The 21,895-nt window shown below is 70.5% G+C and carries 21 protein-coding genes; 9 read left to right on the forward strand and 12 right to left on the reverse strand.

Features of this window, described 5'->3' with window-relative positions; translation table 11 throughout:
* The first annotated feature begins 11 nt into the window (after positions 1–11).
* Positions 12–1,235 (forward strand): arginine deiminase, encoded by a 1,224-nt coding sequence (locus STRCI_RS30675; RefSeq protein WP_269662185.1) that lies wholly within the window; start codon positions 12–14, stop codon positions 1,233–1,235.
* A 74-nt stretch (positions 1,236–1,309) separates the two neighbouring features.
* On the forward strand, positions 1,310–2,332 hold the full coding sequence (gene argF, locus STRCI_RS30680) for an ornithine carbamoyltransferase (RefSeq protein ID WP_269662186.1): 1,023 nt from the start codon (positions 1,310–1,312) through the stop codon (positions 2,330–2,332).
* 4 nt (positions 2,333–2,336) lie between these two features.
* On the opposite strand, the gene STRCI_RS30685 is transcribed toward argF, so the two are convergent.
* Positions 2,337–2,789: an ATP-binding protein gene (locus STRCI_RS30685; RefSeq protein WP_269662187.1), complete on the reverse strand. Its 453-nt coding sequence runs from the start codon at positions 2,787–2,789 to the stop codon at positions 2,337–2,339.
* Between the two features lie 293 nt (positions 2,790–3,082).
* Here STRCI_RS30685 and STRCI_RS30690 point away from each other — a divergent pair, with 293 nt between their 5' ends.
* Positions 3,083–3,910 (forward strand): enoyl-CoA hydratase family protein, encoded by an 828-nt coding sequence (locus STRCI_RS30690; RefSeq protein WP_269662188.1) that lies wholly within the window; start codon positions 3,083–3,085, stop codon positions 3,908–3,910.
* A gap of 2 nt (positions 3,911–3,912) precedes the next feature.
* Complete coding sequence (locus tag STRCI_RS30695; protein ID WP_269662189.1) at positions 3,913–6,183, forward strand: bifunctional salicylyl-CoA 5-hydroxylase/oxidoreductase; 2,271 nt, start codon at positions 3,913–3,915, stop codon at positions 6,181–6,183.
* Positions 6,184–6,377: 194 nt separating this feature from the next.
* On the opposite strand, the gene STRCI_RS30700 is transcribed toward STRCI_RS30695, so the two are convergent.
* From STRCI_RS30700 to STRCI_RS30720, 5 genes are all read right to left on the reverse strand, one after another.
* On the reverse strand, positions 6,378–7,607 hold the full coding sequence (locus STRCI_RS30700) for a sulfate adenylyltransferase subunit 1 (protein ID WP_269662190.1): 1,230 nt from the start codon (positions 7,605–7,607) through the stop codon (positions 6,378–6,380).
* Between the two features lie 2 nt (positions 7,608–7,609).
* Complete coding sequence (gene cysD, locus STRCI_RS30705; protein ID WP_269662191.1) at positions 7,610–8,509, reverse strand: sulfate adenylyltransferase subunit CysD; 900 nt, start codon at positions 8,507–8,509, stop codon at positions 7,610–7,612.
* Positions 8,506–9,057: an adenylyl-sulfate kinase gene (gene cysC / locus STRCI_RS30710; RefSeq protein WP_269662192.1), complete on the reverse strand. Its 552-nt coding sequence runs from the start codon at positions 9,055–9,057 to the stop codon at positions 8,506–8,508. The genes cysD and cysC overlap by 4 nt, the downstream gene beginning before the upstream one ends.
* 119 nt (positions 9,058–9,176) lie before the next feature.
* A complete protein-coding gene (locus tag STRCI_RS30715) occupies positions 9,177–9,989 on the reverse strand; it encodes a PaaX family transcriptional regulator (protein WP_269662193.1) in 813 nt (270 codons plus the stop codon).
* A gap of 18 nt (positions 9,990–10,007) precedes the next feature.
* On the reverse strand, positions 10,008–11,609 hold the full coding sequence (locus tag STRCI_RS30720; protein ID WP_269662194.1) for an AMP-binding protein: 1,602 nt from the start codon (positions 11,607–11,609) through the stop codon (positions 10,008–10,010).
* A gap of 145 nt (positions 11,610–11,754) precedes the next feature.
* Between STRCI_RS30720 and STRCI_RS30725 the strand changes: the two genes are divergently transcribed.
* Positions 11,755–12,885, forward strand: coding sequence for an acyl-CoA dehydrogenase family protein (locus STRCI_RS30725; protein ID WP_269662195.1), 1,131 nt, complete (start codon positions 11,755–11,757; stop codon positions 12,883–12,885).
* On the forward strand, positions 12,882–13,280 hold the full coding sequence (locus tag STRCI_RS30730) for a RidA family protein (RefSeq protein WP_269662196.1): 399 nt from the start codon (positions 12,882–12,884) through the stop codon (positions 13,278–13,280). The genes STRCI_RS30725 and STRCI_RS30730 overlap by 4 nt, the downstream gene beginning before the upstream one ends.
* Before the next feature lie 7 nt (positions 13,281–13,287).
* On the opposite strand, the gene STRCI_RS30735 is transcribed toward STRCI_RS30730, so the two are convergent.
* A complete protein-coding gene (locus STRCI_RS30735; protein WP_269662197.1) occupies positions 13,288–13,482 on the reverse strand; it encodes a DUF5999 family protein in 195 nt (64 codons plus the stop codon).
* A gap of 257 nt (positions 13,483–13,739) precedes the next feature.
* On the opposite strand from STRCI_RS30735, the gene STRCI_RS30740 reads away from it, so the two are divergent.
* Complete coding sequence (locus STRCI_RS30740) at positions 13,740–14,159, forward strand: DUF6299 family protein (protein WP_269662198.1); 420 nt, start codon at positions 13,740–13,742, stop codon at positions 14,157–14,159.
* Positions 14,160–14,217: 58 nt separating this feature from the next.
* Here STRCI_RS30740 and STRCI_RS30745 read toward each other — a convergent pair whose 3' ends face one another.
* Positions 14,218–14,847 carry a DUF305 domain-containing protein gene (locus STRCI_RS30745; RefSeq protein WP_269662199.1) on the reverse strand — a complete coding sequence of 210 codons (630 nt, stop codon included), beginning with the start codon at positions 14,845–14,847 and terminating at the stop codon, positions 14,218–14,220.
* 78 nt (positions 14,848–14,925) lie between these two features.
* Positions 14,926–15,330 (reverse strand): DUF6153 family protein, encoded by a 405-nt coding sequence (locus STRCI_RS30750; protein WP_269662200.1) that lies wholly within the window; start codon positions 15,328–15,330, stop codon positions 14,926–14,928.
* Between the two features lie 150 nt (positions 15,331–15,480).
* Here STRCI_RS30750 and STRCI_RS30755 point away from each other — a divergent pair, with 150 nt between their 5' ends.
* Entirely contained in the window at positions 15,481–16,122 is a 642-nt protein-coding gene (locus tag STRCI_RS30755; protein ID WP_269662201.1) for a superoxide dismutase, read from the forward strand.
* Between the two features lie 64 nt (positions 16,123–16,186).
* Here the strand turns inward: STRCI_RS30755 and STRCI_RS30760 are convergent, their stop codons facing one another.
* Together STRCI_RS30760 and STRCI_RS30765 are read right to left on the reverse strand one after the other, a co-directional pair.
* Positions 16,187–17,716 (reverse strand): helix-turn-helix domain-containing protein, encoded by a 1,530-nt coding sequence (locus STRCI_RS30760; RefSeq protein WP_269662202.1) that lies wholly within the window; start codon positions 17,714–17,716, stop codon positions 16,187–16,189.
* Positions 17,717–17,838: 122 nt separating this feature from the next.
* On the reverse strand, positions 17,839–18,537 hold the full coding sequence (locus STRCI_RS30765) for a hypothetical protein (RefSeq protein ID WP_269662203.1): 699 nt from the start codon (positions 18,535–18,537) through the stop codon (positions 17,839–17,841).
* Positions 18,538–18,745: 208 nt separating this feature from the next.
* On the opposite strand from STRCI_RS30765, the gene acnA reads away from it, so the two are divergent.
* Positions 18,746–21,460, forward strand: a complete 2,715-nt coding sequence (acnA, locus tag STRCI_RS30770; protein WP_269662204.1) for an aconitate hydratase AcnA — start codon at positions 18,746–18,748, stop codon at positions 21,458–21,460.
* Between the two features lie 120 nt (positions 21,461–21,580).
* Here the strand turns inward: acnA and STRCI_RS30775 are convergent, their stop codons facing one another.
* Positions 21,581–21,850, reverse strand: a complete 270-nt coding sequence (locus STRCI_RS30775; protein WP_269662205.1) for a hypothetical protein — start codon at positions 21,848–21,850, stop codon at positions 21,581–21,583.
* Positions 21,851–21,895 lie beyond the last annotated feature (45 nt).

Genomic DNA, 21,895 nt, shown 5'->3' on the forward strand with positions numbered 1-21,895 from the left:
AGGATGGAGACATGGCATTCCATGTCGACTCCGAGGCCGGGCGGCTCAGCCGCGTCATCCTGCACCGGCCGGATCTGGAGCTCAAAAGGCTCACCCCCAGCAACAAGGACGCGCTGCTCTTCGACGATGTGCTCTGGGTGCGCCGGGCGCGCGCCGAGCACGACGGCTTCGCCGACGTCCTGCGCGACCGCGGTGTCACCGTCCACCTCTTCGGCGACCTGCTCACCGAGGCCCTGGCGATCCCGGCGGCCCGCACTCTCGTCCTGGACCGCGTCTTCGACGAGAAGGAGTACGGCGTCCTCGCCACCGACCATCTGCGCGCCGCCTTCGAGAACCTGCCCGCGCCCGAACTGGCCGAGGCGCTGGTCGGCGGCATGACCAAACGCGAGTTCCTGCACGCCCATCCGGAACCGACCTCCGTGCGCTTCCACGCCATGGACCTCGACGACTTCCTTCTCGCCCCCCTCCCCAACCACCTCTTCACCCGGGACACCTCCGCCTGGATCTACGACGGCGTCTCCGTCAACGCCATGCGCTGGCCCGCCCGCCAGCGCGAGACCGTGCACTTCGAGGCGATCTACCGGCACCACCCGCTGTTCCGCGAGGAGACGTTCAATGTCTGGTCCGAGGGGCAGGCCGACTACCCGTCCACCATCGAGGGCGGCGATGTGCTGGTGATCGGCAACGGCGCGGTACTGATCGGGATGAGCGAGAGAACCACCCCGCAGGCCGTCGAGATGCTCGCCCACAAGCTGTTCGCGGCGGGCTCCGCCGAGTCGATCGTGGCGCTCGACATGCCCAAGCGGCGAGCCTTCATGCACCTCGACACGGTGATGACGATGGTCGACGGCGACACCTTCACCCAGTACGCCGGGCTCGGCATGCTCCGCTCGTACACCATCGAGCCGGGCGTCGACGGCAAGGAGCTGAAGGTCACCGACCATCCGCCGGAGCACATGCACCGCGCGATCGCCGCCGCGCTGGGCCTGAGCGAGATCCGGGTGCTGACCGCCACCCAGGACGTGCACGCGGCCGAGCGCGAGCAGTGGGACGACGGCTGCAACGTCCTCGCGGTCGAACCAGGCGTCGTCGTGGCCTATGAACGCAACTCCACCACCAATACCCATCTGCGCAAGCAGGGCATCGAGGTCATCGAGATCCCGGGGAGCGAGCTGGGGCGGGGGAGGGGTGGACCCCGGTGCATGAGCTGCCCGGTCGAACGTGGGCCCGTATAGAAATGTGGAACATCGTATAGACTTCCAGAGTCCCTGATCATGTTTCCCTGTTCACGCATCTCTGGAGCGCCCCCATGGCGACAGTCCCGACCGCCCTCGCCGGCCGCCACTTCCTCAAGGAGCTGGACTTCACCGAGGAGGAGTTCCGCGGTCTGATCGAGCTGGCTGCCGAGCTGAAGGCCGCGAAGAAGGCCGGGACCGAGATCCAGTACCTGCGTGGCCGGAACATCGCGCTGATCTTCGAGAAGACATCCACCCGCACCCGCTGCGCCTTCGAGGTCGCCGCCGCCGACCAGGGCGCCTCGACGACGTATCTGGACCCCTCCGGCTCACAGATCGGGCACAAGGAGTCGGTCAAGGACACCGCGCGGGTGCTCGGGCGGATGTTCGACGCCATCGAGTACCGCGGGGACAGCCAGGAGAAGGTCGAGGAGCTGGCCGCGTACGCGGGGGTGCCGGTCTACAACGGCCTCACCGACGACTGGCACCCCACCCAGATGCTCGCCGACGTCCTGACGATGCTGGAGCACACCCCGAAGACCCTGGACGACGGCATCGCCTTCGCCTACCTCGGCGACGCCCGCTTCAACATGGGCAACTCCTACTTGATCACCGGCGCCCTGCTCGGCATGGACGTGCGGATCGTCGCGCCGAAGGCTTACTGGCCGGGCGAGGAGGTCGTGGCCGAGGCGCGGCGGCTGGCCGAGGGCAGCGGCGCCGCGATCACGCTCACCGAGTCGGTGGCGGAGGGCGTCCTGGGCGCCGACTTCGTCGCCACCGACGTCTGGGTCTCCATGGGGGAGCCCAAGGAGGTCTGGGACGAGCGGATCAAGGCGCTGGCCCCGTACGCGGTGACCATGGACGTCCTGCGCGCCACCGGCAACCCGGGCGTGAAGTTCCTGCACTGCCTCCCGGCCTTCCACGACCTGGGCACGAAGGTGGGCCGTGAGATCTTCGAGACCCATGGCCTGGACTCGCTGGAGGTCACCGACGAGGTCTTCGAGTCGCCGCACTCGGTGGTCTTCGACGAGGCGGAGAACCGGATGCACACGATCAAGGCGGTGCTGGTCGCGACGCTGGGCCGGGCGGCGGCGTAGGCGGCTACTGCGGGCGGCGCTGGGCGGGCACCGCCGGCAGACGGAACCACACCGCCTTGCCCGACGGAGTCGGCCGGTGGCCGCAGGACGAGCTGAGGGCCCGGATCAGCAGCAGGCCCCGCCCGTGCTCCTGCCAGGGATCGGGCTCGCCGTCGCTCGGGTGCGTGAGATTGCCCGGCGGCGCCGGGTCCGGGTCGTGCACCTCGACCTGGCAGCCGCTCGGCAGCAGCTCCACCACCAGCTCTATGGGCCCCTCGCCCGCCGCGTGCTCCACGGCGTTCGCGACCAGCTCGGCGGTCAGCAGCTCGGCGGTGTCGCCGTCGGCACTGTGCTCCAGCTCGGCCAGAGCGGTACGGACCAGGGCGCGAGCGACCGGCACCGCCGCGGTGGTGTGCGGCAGTGCGATGCGCCAGGAGGCGGGGGAGGGGAGGCGATCGTGCACGGCGGGTCCGTTCATCAAGCAGTCTGTGCTGCTTTCAACCTTATGAATGGTACGGCGCCCGTCGGCAGAGTCCTCAGTCGGGCACCGTCCGGGACCTTCGGCCCCGTAGCGAGCGGCTTACCCGGGTCAACGCTCCGCCTCGCACGTCCGAGCCCGCCGTTACGGGGGTGTCGACGATCCGTGACACCCGGGTCGCGACGGTGACGTATCGCGCCATCCTGACGACAGTCACGGATGGGTGATAAATTCGAGGGGTAGACCTCAGTGAGACAGCGCCGCCCGCAGTCCGCCCGAGGAGGCCGCCCCTCATGAGTCCCTTCACCGGCTCCGCCGCCCGCACCGAACGCTGGCGGCATCTGCGCGTGGAGCTCACGGACGGCGTCGCCACGGTCACCCTCGCCCGCCCGGAGAAGCTCAACGCCCTCACCTTCGGCGCCTACGCCGACCTGCGCGACCTGCTCGCCGAGCTGTCCCGCGAGCGGGCGGTACGGGCCCTGGTGCTGGCCGGGGAGGGGCGCGGATTCTGTTCCGGCGGCGACGTCGACGAGATCATCGGCGCGACCCTCTCCATGGACACGGCCCAGCTGCTGGACTTCAACCGGATGACCGGCCAGGTGGTGCGGGCGATCCGGGAGTGCCCGTTCCCGGTGGTCGCCGCGATCCACGGGGTGGCGGCGGGCGCGGGGGCGGTACTCGCCCTGGCGTCGGACTTCAGGGTGGCCGACCCGACCGCCCGCTTCGCCTTCCTCTTCACCCGCGTCGGCCTGTCCGGCGGCGACATGGGCGCGGCGTATCTGCTGCCCCGGGTGGTGGGCCTGGGCCACGCGACCCGGCTGCTGATGCTCGGCGAGCCGGTACGCGCCCCCGAGGCGGAGCGCATCGGCCTGATCAGCGAACTGACGGAGGACGGCGGAGCGGACGAGGCGGCGGCGACGCTGGCCCGCCGCCTGTCCGAGGGCCCGGCACTGGCGTACGCCCAGACCAAGGCACTGCTGACGGCGGAACTGGACATGCCGCTGGCGGCGGCGGTGGAGATGGACGCGGCGACCCAGGCCCTGTTGATGACGGGGGAGGACTACTCGGAGTTCCACAAGGCGTTCACGGCCAAGCGCCCTCCGAAGTGGAAGGGGCGCTGACCATGAGAGTGGCGATTGTGGGTGGTGGACCTGGAGGGCTGTACGCCGCCGCGCTGCTGAAACGCCTGGACCCCACCCGGGAGATCACCGTCTGGGAACGCAACGCCCCCGACGACACCTTCGGCTTCGGAGTGGTCCTCTCCGACGAGACCCTCGGCGGCATAGAACACGCGGACCCCCAGGTCTACGAGGCCCTGCAGCACCACTTCACCCGCTGGGACGACATAGACATCAGCCACCGCAACACCCGCCACACCTCCGGAGGACACGGCTTCGCGGCCCTGGGGCGCAAGCGTCTCCTGGAGATCCTGCACAACCGCTGCCGCACCCTCGGCGTGGACCTCCGCTTCAACTCCGAAGCCCCGTACCCCGCCTGGCTGGCCGAGACCCACGACCTGGTCATCAGCGCCGACGGTGTGCACAGCACCACCCGCGAGGCCTACGCCCATGTGTTCCGCCCCCATGTGACCACCCACCACTGCCGCTACATCTGGCTGGCCACCGACTTCGCCTTCGACGCCTTCCGCTTCGAGATCGCCGAGACCGAGCACGGCGTGATGCAACTGCACGGCTACCCCTACGCGCCCGACGCCTCCACCGTCATCGTCGAGATGCGCGAGGAGGTCTGGCGCGCCGCCGGCTTCGCGGACCTGGACGTCGCCGACTCCATCGAGCGCTGCGCCAAGATCTTCGCGGACCCCCTGCGCGGACGCCCCCTGCACACCAACAAGTCCGCCTGGACCACCTTCCGCACGGTCGTCAACGCACACTGGTCGCACGAGAACATCGTGCTGCTCGGCGACGCCGCCCACACCGCGCACTTCTCCATCGGCTCCGGCACCAAGCTCGCCGTGGAGGACGCGCTCGCCCTCGCCGCCTGTCTGGAGGAACAGCCCTCCGTGGAGCGGGCGCTGGCGGCGTACGAGGAGGAGCGCAAGCCGGTCGTCGCCTCCACCCAGCGCGCCGCCCGCGCCAGCCTGGAGTGGTTCGAGAACATCGGTCTCTATCTCGGCCAGCCGCCCCGCCAGTTCGCCTTCAACCTCCTCACCCGCAGCCGCCGCGTCACCCACGACAACCTCCGGCTGCGCGACCCCCGCTTCACGGAGTCGGTCGAGCGGGACTTCGGCTGCCCGCCCGGCACGCCCCCGATGTTCACCCCGCTCCGGCTGCGCGGACTGACCCTGCGCAACCGGGTCGTCGTCTCACCGATGGACATGTACTCCGCCGTCGACGGTCTCCCGGGCGACTTCCACCTCGTCCACCTGGGCGCGCGTGCCCTCGGCGGCGCCGGTCTGGTGATGACCGAGATGGTGTGCGTCAGCGCCGAGGGCCGGATCACCCCCGGCTGCACCGGCCTCTACACCGCCGAACAGGCCGAGGGGTGGCGGCGGATCACCGACTTCGTGCACGCGCAGGCGCCCGGCACCGCGATCGGCGTGCAGCTCGGGCACAGCGGGCGCAAGGGCTCGACCAAGCTGATGTGGGAGGGCATCGACGAGCCGCTGCCCGACGGCAACTGGCCCCTGGTGGCCGCTTCCCCGCTTCCCTACCGGCCGGACAGTCAGACCCCGCGCGAGCTGACCCGTGCCCAACTGACCGATCTGCGGGAGCAGTTCGCCTCGGCGGCCTGGCGGGCGGCCCGTGCCGGGTTCGACCTCCTCGAACTGCACTGCGCCCACGGCTATCTGCTCTCCGGCTTCCTCTCCCCGCTCACGAACCGCCGCACCGACGCCTACGGCGGCTCCCTCGCCGAGCGCCTGCGCTTCCCACTGGAGGTCTTCGACGCGATCCGGGGCGTATGGCCCGAGGAACGGCCCATGACCGTCCGTATCTCCGCCACGGACTGGGCCGAGGGCGGCACCGGGGCCGAGGACGCCGTGGAGATCGCCCGCGCTTTCGCCGCGCACGGCGCCGACGCCATCGACGTCTCCACCGGGCAGGTCGTGGCCGAGGAGCGACCGGAGTACGGGCGCTCGTACCAGACGCCGTACGCCGACCGGATCCGCAACTCCCTCGGCGTCCCGGTGATCGCGGTCGGCGCGATCTCCTCCTGGGACGACGTCAACTCCCTGATCCTGGCGGGCCGCACCGACCTGTGCGCCCTGGCCCGCCCCCACCTCTACGACCCGCACTGGACCCTGCACGCGGCGGCGGAACAGTCCTACGACGGCCCGGGCGTGACCTGGCCGGCCCCGTACCGCGCAGGCAGCCGCCGCCCCCAGACCGGCCGCACGGACGCCCCCAAGCCCCGCCTGACGCTGGGGCCTGTCTGACCATTCCCGCCTGCCGAGCGGCGTATGGCACGCCCGCTCGCCGCGTTGCCGAACCGCCCACGTGGCTCCGCCACGAGGACGCTCCGGCGCCTTGCGATCGCACGCACCATACGCCGCTCGGCCCGCCCTTCGGGCGGACGACGGGAATCGTCAGACAGGCCCCGGGACTTGAGGGCATCCAGTGGTGGTGCGGGCTACAGCTCCACCATCCCGGCGGTCAGCGTCGCGCCGTCCGCCGGGTCGATCACGATGAAGGCGCCGGTGCAGCGGGACACCGCGTAGTCGTCCAGGGCCAGTGGCTCCGCCGTGCGCAGGGAGATGCGGCCCAGGTCGTTCGCGGCCAGCGACTCCGCGCCGCCGAGGTCCTGGACGATCGCCTTCACGGTGCGGGTGGTGTGGCGGACCAGGACGCGGTCGCCCACCTTCAGCGGACGGTCGGCCAGATGACAGACCGCCGCCCGGACCTCCCGGGTGAGTGCCGGGACGTCGACCCCCGAGGTGATCAGGTCGCCGCGCGACACATCCCGCTGATCGGCCAGCCGTACGCTGATCGACTGCGGCGCGTACGCCACCTCCCGGGCTGAACCGAGCACGTCGATACCGGTGATCTCTGAGGTCTCGCCGGAGGGATGCACCGTGACCCGGTCACCGACGCGCAGCGCGCCCGACACCAACTGGCCCGCGTAGTAGCGGACTTCGCCGTCCCGGATGACGTACTGCACCGGGAAGCGGGCCGGGGCGTCCGCGGTCTCGACGCCGACGGGGACCTCCTCCAGGAAGTCCAGCAGCGCGGGACCCCGGTACCAGTCCATGTGCGTCGAGCGGTCCACCACGTTGTCCCCGACGAGCGCCGACACCGGGATCGGGGTGAAGCCGGGCAGCCCCAACTCGGCCGCGTGACCGGCGAAGTCCTCGACGATCCGCTCGAACTCCCGCTCCTCGTAACCGACGAGGTCCATCTTGTTCACGGCGAGGACGACGTGCGGGACGCGCAGCATCCCCGCCACGGCGGCATGCCGGACGGTCTGCTCGACGACCCCGTTGCGGGCGTCGACCAGGATGATCGCCAGTTCGGCGGTGGAGGCGCCGGTGACCATGTTCCGCGTGTACTGCACATGGCCCGGTGTGTCGGCCAGGATGAACCGGCGCCGCGGTGTCGCGAAGTAGCGGTAGGCCACATCGATGGTGATGCCCTGCTCGCGCTCGGCGCGCAGACCGTCCGTGAGCAGCGCCAGATCCGGGGCCTCCTGGCCGCGGTTGCGGGAAGCGTGCTTCACCGCCTCCAACTGGTCGGCCAGCACCGACTTGGAGTCGTGCAGCAGTCGGCCGACGAGCGTGGACTTGCCGTCGTCGACCGAACCGGCCGTCGCGAACCGCAGGGTGTCGATGGTCGTCGTCTCGGAGAGTTCCATGGTCTTGCTCATGCCTAGAAGTACCCCTCGCGCTTACGGTCTTCCATCGCGGCCTCGGACAGCTTGTCGTCCGCCCGGGTCGCCCCCCGCTCGGTCAGTCGCGACGCGGCGATCTCGGCGATCACCTTCTCGATGGTGTCGGCGTCGGAATCCACCGCGCCGGTACAGGACATGTCGCCGACCGTCCGATAGCGGACCTGCCGCTTCTCGACGGTCTCCCCGGACTTGGGCCCGCCCCACTCACCGGCCGTCAGCCACATCCCGCCCCGCGCGAACACCTCACGGTGATGGGCGTAATAGATCTCCGGCAGCTCGATGTTCTCCCGGGCGATGTACTGCCACACATCCAGCTCGGTCCAGTTCGACAGCGGGAACACCCGCACATGCTCACCGGGAGTGTGCCGCCCGTTGTACAGGTTCCACAGCTCGGGCCGCTGACGGCGCGGATCCCACTGGGAGAACTCGTCCCGCAGCGAGAACACCCGTTCCTTCGCCCGAGCCTTCTCCTCGTCACGGCGCCCGCCGCCGAACACGGCGTCGAAGCGCTCGCTCTGGATCTTCTCCGTGAGCGGCACCGTCTGCAGCGGATTCCGCGTCCCGTCGGCACGTTCGCGCAGCACACCCCGGTCGATGTAGTCCTGTACGGAGGCCACATGGAGCCGCAGCCCATGTGCCGCCACCGCGCGGTCCCGGTAGTCGAGCACCTCGGGGAAGTTGTGCCCGGTGTCGACGTGCAGCAGCGAGAACGGCACCGGCGCGGGCGCGAACGCCTTCAGCGCCAGGTACAGCATGACGATGGAGTCCTTGCCGCCGGAGAAGAGGATCACCGGACGCTCGAACTCGCCCGCCACCTCGCGGAAGATGTGCACCGCCTCGGACTCCAGCGCGTCCAGGTGGGAGAGGGCGAAACTCACAGCAGCCCCCGCTCGGCCAGCACCGCGTACACGGCGTCCGCGGACTCACCGGGGCTCTGCTCCTGCGTCCGCAGCACCAGCGCCGGGTCCACCGGCGGCTCGTAGGGATCATCGATCCCGGTCAGCCCGGACAGCTCACCCGACGCCTGCCGGGCGTACAGCCCCTTCACGTCCCGCTCGCTGCACACCTCGACCGGGGTGGCGACATGCACCTCGACGTACGGCGTCCCGCTCGCCGCGTGCCGCGCCCGTACCGCCTCGCGGCTGTCGGCGTAGGGGGCGATCACCGGGACGACGGAGAGGACGCCGTTGCGGGCCAGCACCTCGGAGACCAGCCCGATGCGCTGCACGTTGGTGTTGCGGTCCTCCTTGGAGAAGCCCAGGCCCGCGGAGAGGAAGCGGCGTATCTCGTCGCCGTCCAGGACCTCCACGCGATGTCCCTCGGTCTTCAACCGGTCGCCGAGCAGGCGGGCGATCGTCGTCTTGCCCGCGCTCGGCAGCCCGGTGAGCCAGATCGTGGCTCCCTGAGCCCTTGCCGTGGTGGTCATGCGCAACAGTCCTCTTTTTCCTTACCTGGCATGCGACTCGGTGCACGCTAGGTGAGAAATCTGAGAAGAGTGCCGGAAGGGCCTGAGGGTTCTCTGAGGGACCGGAGTTGTGGCCGGGGTCACAGCCCGGCGAACCGCGCCCCCGCGTCCCGCAGTCGCCGGTGCAGCGCCCGGAACACCGCCGCCGACCGCACGCCCGGCCAGTCCTCGGGGAGCAGCCGGGCGGGCAGCCCGGGGTCGACGTAGGGCAGATGGCGCCAGGAGTCCAGGGCGAGGAGGTAGTCGCGGTACGCCTCCTCGGGCGGGGTGTCCGAGCGCCGCTCCCAGTCGTGCAGCACGGGCGCGTGGCGGTCGAGGAACGCCTCGTGCTGCTTGGCGATGGCCGCCAGGTCCCACCAGCGGGTGACGGCCTCCACGGTCGGCGTGAAGCCCAGGTGCTCGCCGCGGAAGAAGTCGACGTACGGCTCCAGGCGCAGCCGGGCCAGTGTGTGCCGGGTCTCCTCGTACAGCCGTGCGGGCGCGATCCACACGCCGGGGGCGGCCGTGCCGAAGCCGAGGCCGGCCAGGCGGGAGCGCAGCACATGCCGCTTCTGCCGCTCCGACTCCGGTACGGAGAAGACCGCGAGCACCCAGCCCTCGTCGTCGGGCGGTGCGGTGGCGTAGACGCGCCGGTCGCCGTCGTCGAGCAACTGGCGGGCGTCCGGCGAGAGTTCGTAGCCCGCCGCGCCGTCCTCCGTCCGGGCGGGCACGAGCAGCCCGCGTCTCTTGAGCCGGGACACCGACGAGCGCACGGAGGGAGCGTCCACGCCGACCGCGGCCAGCAGCCGGATCAGCTCGGCGACGGGCACCGGGCCGGGCACATGGCGGCCGTAGGCGCCGTAGAGCGTGACGATCAGAGACCGAGGTGCATGCTGGTCGGACACGTTGATCATCTTAGGTCGTCGGCATCATTACCGGTCACTCCCGGTCTCGGCCGCCACTCGCAACTTGAACCGCTGGAGCTTTCCGGTGGCCGTGCGCGGCAGCGCGTCGAGGAAGACGATCTCGCGCGGGCACTTGTACGGCGCCAGCTCCTCGCGCACGAAGGTCCGCAGCGCCTCCGCGTCGCGCCGGGCGCCGGGCCTGAGCACCGTGAACGCCATCACGATCTGCCCGCGCGCCGCGTCCGGGCGGCCCACGACCGCGGTCTCCAGCACGTCCGGGTGGCGCAGCAGGGCCTCCTCGACCTCGGGGCCCGCGATGTTGTACCCGGCCGAGATGATCATGTCGTCCGCGCGGGCGATGTAGCGGAAGTAGCCGTCACTCTCCCGGACGTAGGTGTCGCCGGTGATGTTCCAGCCGTGCCGCACGTACTCCCGCTGCCGCGGGTCGGCGAGATAGCGGCAGCCGACCGGTCCGCGCACCGCGAGCAGCCCCGGTTCCCCGTCGGGCTTCTCCCGGCCCTCGGCGTCGACCACGCGCGCGTGCCAGCCGGGGACCGGGACCCCGGTGGTGCCGGGGCGGATGTGCTCGTCGGCGGCGGAGACGAAGATGTGCAGCAGCTCGGTGGCGCCGATGCCGTTGATGATGCGCAGCCCGGTCCGCTCGTGCCAGGCCCGCCAGGTGGCCGCGGGCAGGTTCTCCCCGGCCGACACACAGCGACGCAGCGAGGAGACGTCGTGCCCGGCCAGCTCGTCGAGCATCGCGCGATAGGCGGTCGGCGCCGTGAACAGTACAGTCACCCGGTGCTCGGCGACGGCCGGCAACAGCTGCTTGGGACCGGCCTGTTCGAGCAGCAGCGCGCTCGCCCCGGCGCGCAGCGGGAAGACGACGAGCCCGCCGAGCCCGAAGGTGAAGCCGAGCGGGGGGCTGCCCGCGAAGACATCGCCCACATGTGGCTGGAGCACATATTTGGAGAAGGTGTCCGCTATCGCCAACACATCACGGTGGAAGTGCATACAGCCCTTGGGCCGTCCGGTGGTCCCGGAGGTGAAGGCGATCAGCGCCACGTCGTCGGAGGCGGTGTCCACGGCCGGGTACGGCGTGCTCGGCGCCGCCCGGCGCAGCAGGTCGTCCGGGGAGTCACCGCCGTAGGTGGCGATCCGCAGGCCCGGTACCTCCGCCTTGGCGAGGTCGTCGACGGCGCGGATGTCGCACAGGGCGTGCCCCACCTCGGCTATCTCGCACATCGTGCGCAGCTCGTGCGGGCGCTGCTGGGCCAGCACGGTCACCGCGACCGCGCCCGCCTTCAGCACCGCCAGCCAGCAGGCCGCGAGCCACGGGGTGGTGGGGCCGCGCAGCAGCACCCGGTTGCCCGGGACCACCCCGAGATCGTCGGTGAGCAGATGCGCCAGCCGGTCGACGCGGGCGCGCAGCTCGCCGTAGGTCCAGGCCGGGCCCGTCGGGGTGCGGAACGCCGGGCGGTCGTCCGGGGGGCCGTGCAGCAGTTCGGCGGCGCAGTTCAGCCGTTCGGGGTAGCGCAGCTCCGGCAGGTCGAAGCTGAGCTCCGGCCACTGCTCGGACGGCGGGAGGTGGTCCCGCGCGAAGGTGTCGAGATGCGCCGAGTGGTTCATGGCGGTGCGCCCCCTTGCCTGGTGGGCTCCCTGGTGGGCTCGCTCGTCGAGCGTATCGTGTTGGTGACGGCAGTCAACTGTGCGCGATACCGTCGGGGGAGTGGCTCTGCGGCCACCTCGACAGCCGCGGGGAGAGAGGACGGCGATGCCCGCATTCTCACTCGAACCGGAACAGACCGCCTGGTGTGCCGAACTGCGCCGGCTGGCCGCCGAGCGGCTGCGGCCGCTGGCCGAGAAGGGCGAGCCCGGCCAGGTCAACCGTCCGCTCGTCGCCGAGCTGGGCACCCTCGGCCTGCTGCCCCGGCTCTTCACCTCCGGCGCTCTGGACCTCTGCCTGATGCGCGAGTCCCTGGCCTACGCCTGCACCGAGGCGGAGACCGCGCTCGCCCTCCAGGGCCTTGGCGCCCACCCGGTGCACGCCCACGGCACCCCGGAACAGCGCGCGCACTGGCTGCCCCGGGTCGGCGAGGGCCGGGCGGTGGCCGCGTTCGCGCTGAGCGAGCCGGGTGCGGGCTCGGACGCGGCGGCCCTGTCCCTGGCCGCCGCCCCCGACGGCCCGTCCGCCTGGCGCCTCACTGGCGAGAAGTGCTGGATCTCCAACGCCCCCGACGCCGACTTCTACACCGTCTTCGCGCGGACCACCCCGGGCGCCGGATCCCGGGGCGTGACCGCGTTCCTGGTGCCGGCCGACCGCCCCGGCCTGACCGGCACCCCCCTCGACCTGCTCTCCCCGCACCCCATCGGCAGCCTGGCCTTCGACGCGGTCCCGGTGACCGCCGACGACCTCCTCGGCGAGCCCGACCGCGGCTTCCGGGTGGCGATGGGCACCCTGAACCTCTTCCGCCCCAGCGTCGGCGCCTTCGCGGTCGGCATGGCCCAGGCGGCCCTGGACGCGACGCTCACCCACACGTCCCGACGGGACGCGTTCGGCGGCAAGCTGAGGGACCTTCAGACGGTGGCCCACCAGGTCGCCGACATGGCCCTGCGCACCGAGGCGGCCCGGCTGATGGTCTACGCGGCGGCGACGGCGTACGACGAAGGCGCCCCGGACGTCCCCCGGCGCTCGGCGATGGCGAAGCTGCTGGCCACCGAGACGGCCCAGGACGTCGTCGACCGGGCCGTCCAGTTGCACGGGGCGCGGGCCCTGCGCCGCGGCCATCTGCTGGAGCACCTGTACCGCGAGGTCCGTGCCCCGCGCATCTACGAGGGCGCCAGCGAGGTCCAACGCGGCATCATCGCCAAGGAGCTGTACGCCGACCTGGAGGACTCAGGATGACCGCCGAGCGAGTCAACCCACCCGAACTCTCCCCGCCCACGGGCTTCTCGCACGCGGTGGTCGCCACCGGCACCCGGCTGGTGTTCCTGGCGGGCCAGACGGCCCTCGACGCCGACGGCAAGGTCGTGGGAGACACCCTCCCCGAGCAGTTCGAGCAGGCGCTCACCAACCTGCTCACGGCCCTGCGAGCGGCCGGTGCCACCCCGGCCGAACTGGCCAGGGTCACGGTCTACGCCACGGATGTCGCGGCGTACCGCGCACACGCCCCCGAACTGGGCGGCATCTGGCGGCGGCTGGCGGGCCGGGACTACCCGGCGATGGCGGTGGTGGAGGTGGTCCGGCTCTGGGACCACCAGGCCCTGGTGGAACTGGACGGCTTCGCGGTGCTGCCGTAACGGGGCTTCAGGCCGCCATCGCCAGGGGACGGACCGGCACACGGTGCGGGGCGACGACCCGCCCGTCCGGCAGCAGCTCCCCGGAGTCGTCGAAGACGATCGTGCCGTCGCACAGCAGGCTCCACCCCTGCTCGGGACGGGCGGCGACGACGACCGCGGCGTGCGGAGCGGTCAGCGAACACGAAGGCTGGTGGGCACGCATGGCGCACCTCCACATAGGTCGGATCCACATAGGCCGGATCCACACGGTCCGGCCTCTTCGTATGGGTAGACCATGCTCCCCGCGTGAACTCATCGCCACGGGCGGGCCGGAGGTGTGACAACACGGGGACAACTCCCGGACGGTACACGGACGCCCGCCGCCAACTCGCCACCGAAGGGGTGATGATCACGCGCGCGGGCGCGCCCGCCGGGTACTGGTGGAGCCCCCCGAGTTCCGCTCATCCGGAAGGTCCCCTCATGCCCGTACGCCTCGCCCTCGGCCTCGCCGCAGGTGCCGCCCTGCTGCTGCTCACCGCCCCCGCCGCCCCGGCCGACCCGTTCGAGACGGTGACCGTCGACCCGACCGGCCGGATCGCCGCCGACGGCACGGTCACCCTCTCCGGCACCTACCGCTGTACGGGCGGCACCGGCCCGGTGTTCGTCAGCTCCTCGGTCGGCCAGGACGACACGGTCCGCCATGGCATCGGCGGCACGCGCGCGATCTGCGACGGCCTGGAGCACCGCTGGGAGAACACGGGCAAGCCGACCCCGGGCGCCATCGAGGCGGGCGCGGCGCACGTCGAGGCGACCGTCATGGAACTGGACTCCAGCGCCGGCCTGCCCCTGCCCGCCTTCCACGCCTCCCGGCAGCAGGACGTGACATTGACCGAGGGCTGAACGCCCGCACCGGACCGGGGCCGCGGAGGGAAGCCTCCGCGGCCCGGTCCCGCTGTGCTCAGAGCCGGTCGACGATGTCCTGGAGCTGCTCGACCTCCGCCGACTGGCCCTCGACGATGGCCTCGGCCATCTTCTTGGCGTCGGCGCTCTCGCCGTTCTTCCGCTCGTCCTCGGCCATGCTGATCGCGCCGTTGTGGTGCTCGATCATCATCTCGGCGAAGGCCTTGTCGAACGCGGTGCCCTTGAGGGCCTTGAGCTCCGTCATCTCCGTGCCGGACATCATGCCGTCACCGCCGTGGCCTGAGCCGTGGTCCATGCCCGGCATGGACTCCGCCGCGGTCGGCTGCTTCCACTCCTTGAGCCAGCCCTTCATGGTCCGGATCTCGGGGCCCTGGGCCTTCTCGATCTTCCCGGCGAGGTCCTTGACCTCGGCGTCGGAGGCCCGGCCGTCGGCCAGCTCCGCCATCTCCAGGGCCTGTTCGTGGTGCGGGATCATCATCTGGGCGAAGGCGACGTCGGCGTCATTGAAACCAGCCTCAGTCTCCGTCCCCGCCTCGGCCTCCGCCGACCTGGACGCCGAGCTGCCGTGCTCCGTCCCGTCCATGTCGTCGTCCCCGCAGGCCGCGAGGAACAGGGCGCCGGCGGCGACGAGTCCGGCCGCGGCGAGGCCGCGCTTGATTGCAGTCATGGGTGATCTCACTTTGCGTGTGGTTCTGTCCTTCCGGGCATGCCGAGTCACGGGCTGACGCCCGTGGAAGGAACCGGCCTATTGCCGCAGAACCGACAGCTGGGTGAGATCGGGGCCGCGAGGCGGCGGATTGGGCCGCAGCACGGAGGCGACCTGGGCGAGCAGTCGCGCCAGCCACTCCCCGTGCCGGGTGAACGCCGACCTCAGCAGCGCGGCGAGCACCCAGGCGCCGAACAGCACGGCCACGCACAGCGAGGCCATGTCCATCGGCATGGCGGGCTCGTGGGTGGACGAGCCGTCGGGATCGTGCGCCGCCGGATGGTCCATCGGTGCGGCGTGCGACGCGTTCTGCATCCCGGAATGGGACGAGGACTCCTCGGGATGCCCCACGGTGTGCATCACGAACACCCCGAGCGCGAGCACGACGACGAGCAGGAGCTGCCCGAGGGCACTTCCTGCGCGTACGTATCTGTTTGCCCGCATCCCGGATTCCCGCCGTGGACCGTCCGCCCTGTCGCGTCCCGTCCGACAGTACCGAACGGGACGCCCTGCGCACTCCGAACCCGCGGATGCCACTCTTGCTGTTAGCGTGCAGCTGCACATCATTCGCAATAATGTCGGAGGACGCTGGACATGCCGGTCTACTCGCTCCCGGAACTTCCGTACGACTACTCGGCGCTGGCCCCGGTGATCAGCCCCGAGATCGTCGAACTGCACCACGACAAGCACCACGCGGCGTACGTCAAAGGCGCCAACGACACGCTGGAGCAGCTCGCCGAGGCGCGGGACAAAGAGGCGTGGGGCTCGATCAACGGCCTGGAGAAGAACCTGGCCTTCCACCTCTCCGGCCACATCCTGCACTCCGTCTACTGGCACAACATGACCGGTGACGGCGGCGGCGAACCGCTGGAGAAGGACGGCGTGGGCGAGCTCGCGGACGCCATCGCCGAGTCCTTCGGCTCCTACGACTGGTTCAGGGCCCAGCTCTCCAAGGCGTCGGCCACGACCCAGGGTTCGGGCTGGGGCGTGCTGGCGTACGAGCCGCTGAGCGGCCGCCTCGTCGTCGAGCAGATCTACGACCACCAGGGCAACGTCGGCCAGGGCTCGACCCCGATCCTGGTCTTCGACGCCTGGGAGCACGCCTTCTACCTCCAGTACAAGAACCAGAAGGTCGACTTCATCGAGGCCATGTGGAAGGTCGTCAACTGGCAGGACGTGGCCCGGCGCTACGCCGCCGCCAAGGAGCGCGGCGACAGCCTGCTGCTCGCGCCGTGAACGAACGGCAGGGCTCCCGCAGGCGCCGGCCTGCGGGAGCCCTGCCGTCTCCGCCGGGGACGGCTCAGATGTCCCGGAAGATCTCGATCTGCGCGCCGATCGAGTTCAGGCGCTCGGCGAGGTCCTCGTAGCCGCGGTTGATGACGTAGACGTTGCGGAGCACCGACGTGCCCTCCGCGGCCATCATGGCCAGCAGGACGACGACCGCGGGGCGCAGGGCCGGCGGGCACATCATCTCGGCGGCGCGCCAGCGGGTGGGGCCCTCGACCAGGACGCGGTGCGGGTCCAGCAACTGCAGGCGCCCGCCCAGGCGGTTGAGGTCGGTCAGGTAGATCGCGCGGTTGTCGTAGACCCAGTCATGGATCAGCGTCTTGCCCGAGGCGACGGCCGCGATGGCCGCGAAGAACGGGACGTTGTCGATGTTCAGGCCCGGGAACGGCATGGGGTGGATCTTGTCGATCGGGGCTTCGAGCTTGGAGGGGCGGACGGTGAGGTCCACCAGCCGGGTACGGCCGTTGTCCGCGAAGTACTCGGGCGTACGGTCGTGGTCGAGGCCCATCTCCTCCAGGACCGCGAGCTCGATCTCCAGGAACTCGATGGGCACCCGGCGCACCGTCAGCTCCGACTCCGTCACCACCGCCGCGGCCAGCAGGCTCATCGCCTCGACCGGGTCCTCGGAGGGGGAGTAGTCGACGTCCACGTCGATGGTGGGCACGCCGTGCACGGTCAGCGTCGTGGTGCCGATGCCCTCGACCTTGACGCCGAGCGCCTCCAGGAAGAAGCACAGGTCCTGGACCATGTAGTTGGAGGAGGCGTTGCGGATGACGGTGACGCCGTCGTGCCGGGCCGCGGCCAGCAGCGCGTTCTCCGTCACCGTGTCCCCGCGCTCGGTCAGCACGATCGGGCGGTCGGGGGAGATCGCCCGGTCCACCTGGGCGTGGTACAGGCCCTCGGTCGCCGCGATGTCCAGGCCGAACCGGCGCAGCGCGATCATGTGCGGCTCGATGGTGCGCGTCCCGAGGTCGCAGCCGCCGGCGTAGGGCAGCTTGAAGCTGTCCATGCGGTGCAGCAGCGGGCCGAGGAACATGATGATGGAGCGGGTGCGGACGGCGGCCTCGGCGTCGATGGCGGCCATGTCCAGCTCGGCCGGCGGCACCAGTTCCAGGTCGACTCCGTCGTTGATCCAGCGGGTGCGCACCCCGATGGACTGGAGGACCTCCAGCAGACGGTAGACCTCCTCGATGCGGGCGACCCGGCGCAGCACCGTGCGCCCCTTGTTGAGCAGCGAGGCGCACAGCAGGGCCACGCCCGCGTTCTTGCTCGTCTTCACATCGATCGCGCCGGACAGCCGACGACCGCCCACCACCCGCAGATGCATCGGGCCCGCGTAGCCCAGAGAGACGATTTCGCTGTCCAGGGCTTCACCGATTCGGGCGATCATCTCAAGGCTGATGTTCTGATTGCCGCGCTCGATCCGGTTGACGGCGCTCTGGGAGGTGCCGAGCGCCTCGGCCAGCTGCGTCTGTGTCCAGCCACGGTGTTGCCGGGCGTCACGGATGAGCTTGCCGATGCGTACGAGGTAGTCGTCTGCCATGAGGGTGAGGCTATCTCAGATATGAGATGGCGCCTCCTGGGGGCGCCATTCGGGTGACAGACCGTCAAGGTCCGGGCAAAAGCATCAATATCGGACGGAGCCCGGTCCAGCTGAGGGACCGCCTACCCCGACCTGGCGAACTGATGACAGAACTCCACCGGTTCGTCGAAGGCGACCGTCGGCACCGGGTCGCCGGTGACCCGGTACGCGTGGTGTGAGACCGCTCCGCCCTCCGTCCGCAGCTCCAGCAGTCCCGGCTCCGGGCACCGCCAGGTCAGCCGGGTGACGCACTCCCCGAGGGCGTTGGCGAGATTGCTCCACCCCTGTCCGTTGGCGCGCAACTCGAACTCCGAGGACTCCATCACGCCGTAGTCGAAGGGGATGCCGCTCCAGTGTCCGATGAGCGCCTCGTCCAGGCCGGCGCGCGGGTCGGTGGCGTCCTGTTCCGCGATCCCGCGGTCGGTGGCGACCTCGGGTCCGCCGAGGTCCACCACGCGGGTGCCGTGCAGGGCGACGCCGAGATCGCGGAACTCGACGCCGACGTACGGTATGCCGTCCCGGGAGACGGGGTGGATGTGGACGGCGCGTACGTCGAGGCCCTCCGGGAAGCCCTCGTGGTGCGCGCACACCGCGTGCCGGAGCGCGGCGAAGAGCTCGGGCAGATGCGTCGCCGTCCAGGCGGCGCGCGCCAGGTCGGCGTCGGTCAGCAGGGGACAGCGCAGTGGGGCGCGCCCGGGACGCAGTCGCGTCCACGCGGTTGTCGGCAGGGGTACCCATGCCGTCCAGCCGCTGGCATGCCGATGGAAATCGCCTCGCTTCATGGTCGAAGAAGGACATCACAGGGAGGCCGGGCATGACCATCCCGGCCCCATGTACTAGAGTTATCTCGACATCGAGATATCTGCCGAGGCGTACCGCAGCCGCCAGCCCGGTAAGGGTTACCTAACTTAGCCTGACCTTAGCGGATCGGCCAAGTCGACGTGGCGGCAGGATGCGGTGGGAACGCGCACATCAAAGAAGGAGACTGTCGTGTCGGCGAACAGCTTCGACGCCCGCAGCACGCTGCAGGTGGGCGACGAGTCGTACGAGATCTTCCGGCTGGACAAGGTGGAAGGCTCGGCCCGCCTTCCGTACAGCCTGAAGGTGCTGCTGGAGAACCTGCTCCGCACCGAGGACGGCGCCAACATCACCGCCGACCACATCCGCGCGCTCGGCAACTGGGACTCCCAGGCCCAGCCGTCGCAGGAGATCCAGTTCACGCCCGCCCGTGTGATCATGCAGGACTTCACCGGTGTGCCGTGTGTCGTGGACCTCGCCACCATGCGTGAGGCCGTCGCCGCGCTCGGCGGCGACCCGGCGAAGATCAACCCGCTCTCCCCGGCCGAGATGGTCATCGACCACTCCGTCATCGCCGACAAGTTCGGCACCAACGACGCGTTCGCGCAGAACGTCGAGCTGGAGTACGGCCGCAACAAGGAGCGCTACCAGTTCCTGCGCTGGGGCCAGACCGCCTTCGACGACTTCAAGGTCGTCCCCCCGGGCACCGGCATCGTCCACCAGGTGAACATCGAGCACCTGGCCCGTACCGTCATGGTCCGCAACGGCCAGGCGTACCCCGACACCCTCGTCGGCACCGACTCCCACACCACCATGGTCAACGGTCTCGGTGTGCTCGGCTGGGGCGTCGGCGGCATCGAGGCCGAGGCCGCCATGCTCGGCCAGCCGGTCTCCATGCTGATCCCGCGCGTCGTCGGCTTCAAGCTCACCGGCGAGCTGCCCACCGGCACCACCGCCACCGACCTGGTGCTGACCATCACCGAGATGCTGCGCAAGCACGGCGTCGTCGGCAAGTTCGTCGAGTTCTACGGTGAGGGCGTCGCTGCCACCTCCCTCGCGAACCGCGCCACCATCGGCAACATGTCGCCGGAGTTCGGCTCCACCGCCGCGATCTTCCCGATCGACGGCGAGACCCTGAACTACCTCAAGCTCACCGGCCGTTCCGCCCAGCAGGTCGCGCTCGTCGAGGCGTACGCCAAGGAGCAGGGCCTCTGGCTGGACCCGAAGGCCGAGCCGGACTTCTCCGAGAAGCTGGAGCTGGACCTCTCCACGGTCGTCCCCTCCATCGCCGGCCCGAAGCGCCCGCAGGACCGCATCGTCCTCGCGAACGCCGCCGCGCAGTTCGCCCAGGACGTCCGCAACTACGTCGCCACCGCCGACGAGGCGGGTCAGGAGTCCTTCCCGGCCTCCGACGCCCCCGCCGTCTCCAACGGCGTCCCGTCGAACCCGGTCGAGGTCACCGCCCCCGACGGCTCGACCTACACGATCGACCACGGTGCGGTGACGGTCGCGGCCATCACCTCCTGCACCAACACCTCCAACCCGTACGTCATGGTCGCCGCCGCGCTGGTCGCGAAGAAGGCCGTGGAGAAGGGCCTGACCCGCAAGCCGTGGGTCAAGACCACCCTCGCCCCGGGTTCGAAGGTCGTCACCGACTACTTCGACAAGGCGGGCCTGACCCCGTACCTCGACAAGGTCGGCTTCAACCTCGTCGGCTACGGCTGCACCACCTGCATCGGCAACTCCGGCCCGCTGCCGGAGGAGGTCTCCAAGGCGGTCAATGACCACGACCTGGCCGTGACCTCGGTGCTCTCGGGCAACCGGAACTTCGAGGGCCGGATCAACCCCGACGTCAAGATGAACTACCTGGCCTCCCCGCCGCTGGTCGTCGCGTACGCCCTCGCGGGCTCCATGAAGGTGGACATCACCAAGGACGCGCTGGGTGTCGACACCGACGGCAACCCGGTCTTCCTGAAGGACATCTGGCCCTCCGAGGCCGAGGTCAACGACGTCGTCGCCAACGCCATCGGCGAGGACATGTTCTCCAAGTCCTACCAGGACGTCTTCGCGGGCGACGCCCAGTGGCAGGCGCTGTCGATCCCGACCGGCAACACCTTCGAGTGGGACGCGGAGTCGACCTACGTCCGCAAGCCCCCGTACTTCGAGGGCATGACGATGGAGACCACCCCGGTCACCGACATCACGGGCGCCCGCGTGCTCGCGAAGCTCGGCGACTCGGTCACCACCGACCACATCTCCCCGGCCGGCGCCATCAAGGCCGACACCCCGGCCGGCAAGTACCTCACCGAGCACGGTGTGGAGCGTCGTGACTTCAACAGCTACGGCTCGCGCCGCGGCAACCACGAGGTCATGATCCGCGGCACGTTCGCCAACATCCGCCTGCGCAACCAGATCGCGCCGGGCACCGAGGGCGGCTACACCCGCGACTTCACCCAGGCCGACGCGCCGGTGTCGTTCATCTACGACGCCTCGCAGAACTACCAGGCCGCCGGCACCCCGCTGGTCATCCTGGGCGGCAAGGAGTACGGCTCCGGCTCCTCCCGCGACTGGGCCGCCAAGGGCACCGCGCTCCTCGGCGTCAAGGCCGTCATCACCGAGTCGTACGAGCGCATCCACCGCTCGAACCTCATCGGCATGGGCGTCCTGCCGCTGCAGTTCCCGGCCGGCCAGTCGGCCGACTCGCTCGGCCTGACCGGCGAGGAGACCTTCTCCATCGCGGGCATCACCGAGCTGAACGAGGGCACCACCCCCAGCACGGTCAAGGTCACCACCGACACGGGCGTCGAGTTCGACGCGGTCGTCCGCATCGACACCCCCGGTGAGGCCGACTACTACCGCAACGGCGGCATCATGCAGTACGTGCTGCGCAACCTGATCCGCAAGTAAGCGGTCCAGCAAGGCAGTTGAGGGCCGCATCCCCGGCGCGACGGGGATGCGGCCCTCCGCGTTCTTCCGGGCGGTGCTGGCGGTTCACGGCCATTCCCGGCACGGTCCCATGACGAACCTTCACAGGATTGCCTGCGCGTAGCCGAAGTCCTCGACGGCGCCGTCCAGATCGCCCCGCGCGGCCCGCACGTCACCGCGGTTGTCATGGAACGCCTCGTGCCAGGCGATGCCGGCCGTCTGCCCGACGAGCAGCACCAGTTGCACGGTCAGCAGGGAGTCGGTGAAGAACACCTGCCCGGGATCCGGGCGCAGCGCGGGCTCCCGTACGAGTGCGACGACCGTGGCGAGCACCAGGAGGGCGTACGCCGCCCAGGCGGCCGGTGCGAACACCGCGCGGCCCAGTCGGCGGAAGGAGACCGGGCCGGTCTCCGCGAC

Source organism: Streptomyces cinnabarinus, assembly GCF_027270315.1.
Lineage (GTDB): Bacteria > Actinomycetota > Actinomycetes > Streptomycetales > Streptomycetaceae > Streptomyces > Streptomyces cinnabarinus.

What these genes read in the sequence shown, in the direction of transcription:
- STRCI_RS30745 (WP_269662199.1), bottom strand. Translation starts at nt 14,847, where the DNA reads ATGACTGCAATCAAGCGCGGCCTCGCCGCGGCCGGACTCGTCGCCGCC.
- STRCI_RS30715 (WP_269662193.1), bottom strand. Translation starts at nt 9,989, where the DNA reads ATGATCAACGTGTCCGACCAGCATGCACCTCGGTCTCTGATCGTCACG.
- STRCI_RS30755 (WP_269662201.1), top strand. Translation starts at nt 15,481, where the DNA reads ATGCCGGTCTACTCGCTCCCGGAACTTCCGTACGACTACTCGGCGCTG.
- STRCI_RS30760 (WP_269662202.1), bottom strand. Translation starts at nt 17,716, where the DNA reads ATGGCAGACGACTACCTCGTACGCATCGGCAAGCTCATCCGTGACGCC.
- STRCI_RS30695 (WP_269662189.1), top strand. Translation starts at nt 3,913, where the DNA reads ATGAGAGTGGCGATTGTGGGTGGTGGACCTGGAGGGCTGTACGCCGCC.
- STRCI_RS30765 (WP_269662203.1), bottom strand. Translation starts at nt 18,537, where the DNA reads ATGAAGCGAGGCGATTTCCATCGGCATGCCAGCGGCTGGACGGCATGG.
- STRCI_RS30720 (WP_269662194.1), bottom strand. Translation starts at nt 11,609, where the DNA reads ATGAACCACTCGGCGCATCTCGACACCTTCGCGCGGGACCACCTCCCG.
- argF (WP_269662186.1), top strand. Translation starts at nt 1,310, where the DNA reads ATGGCGACAGTCCCGACCGCCCTCGCCGGCCGCCACTTCCTCAAGGAG.
- STRCI_RS30740 (WP_269662198.1), top strand. Translation starts at nt 13,740, where the DNA reads ATGCCCGTACGCCTCGCCCTCGGCCTCGCCGCAGGTGCCGCCCTGCTG.
- STRCI_RS30735 (WP_269662197.1), bottom strand. Translation starts at nt 13,482, where the DNA reads ATGCGTGCCCACCAGCCTTCGTGTTCGCTGACCGCTCCGCACGCCGCG.
- STRCI_RS30730 (WP_269662196.1), top strand. Translation starts at nt 12,882, where the DNA reads ATGACCGCCGAGCGAGTCAACCCACCCGAACTCTCCCCGCCCACGGGC.
- STRCI_RS30700 (WP_269662190.1), bottom strand. Translation starts at nt 7,607, where the DNA reads ATGAGCAAGACCATGGAACTCTCCGAGACGACGACCATCGACACCCTG.
- STRCI_RS30675 (WP_269662185.1), top strand. Translation starts at nt 12, where the DNA reads ATGGCATTCCATGTCGACTCCGAGGCCGGGCGGCTCAGCCGCGTCATC.
- STRCI_RS30685 (WP_269662187.1), bottom strand. Translation starts at nt 2,789, where the DNA reads ATGAACGGACCCGCCGTGCACGATCGCCTCCCCTCCCCCGCCTCCTGG.
- STRCI_RS30690 (WP_269662188.1), top strand. Translation starts at nt 3,083, where the DNA reads ATGAGTCCCTTCACCGGCTCCGCCGCCCGCACCGAACGCTGGCGGCAT.
- STRCI_RS30725 (WP_269662195.1), top strand. Translation starts at nt 11,755, where the DNA reads ATGCCCGCATTCTCACTCGAACCGGAACAGACCGCCTGGTGTGCCGAA.
- STRCI_RS30750 (WP_269662200.1), bottom strand. Translation starts at nt 15,330, where the DNA reads ATGCGGGCAAACAGATACGTACGCGCAGGAAGTGCCCTCGGGCAGCTC.
- cysC (WP_269662192.1), bottom strand. Translation starts at nt 9,057, where the DNA reads ATGACCACCACGGCAAGGGCTCAGGGAGCCACGATCTGGCTCACCGGG.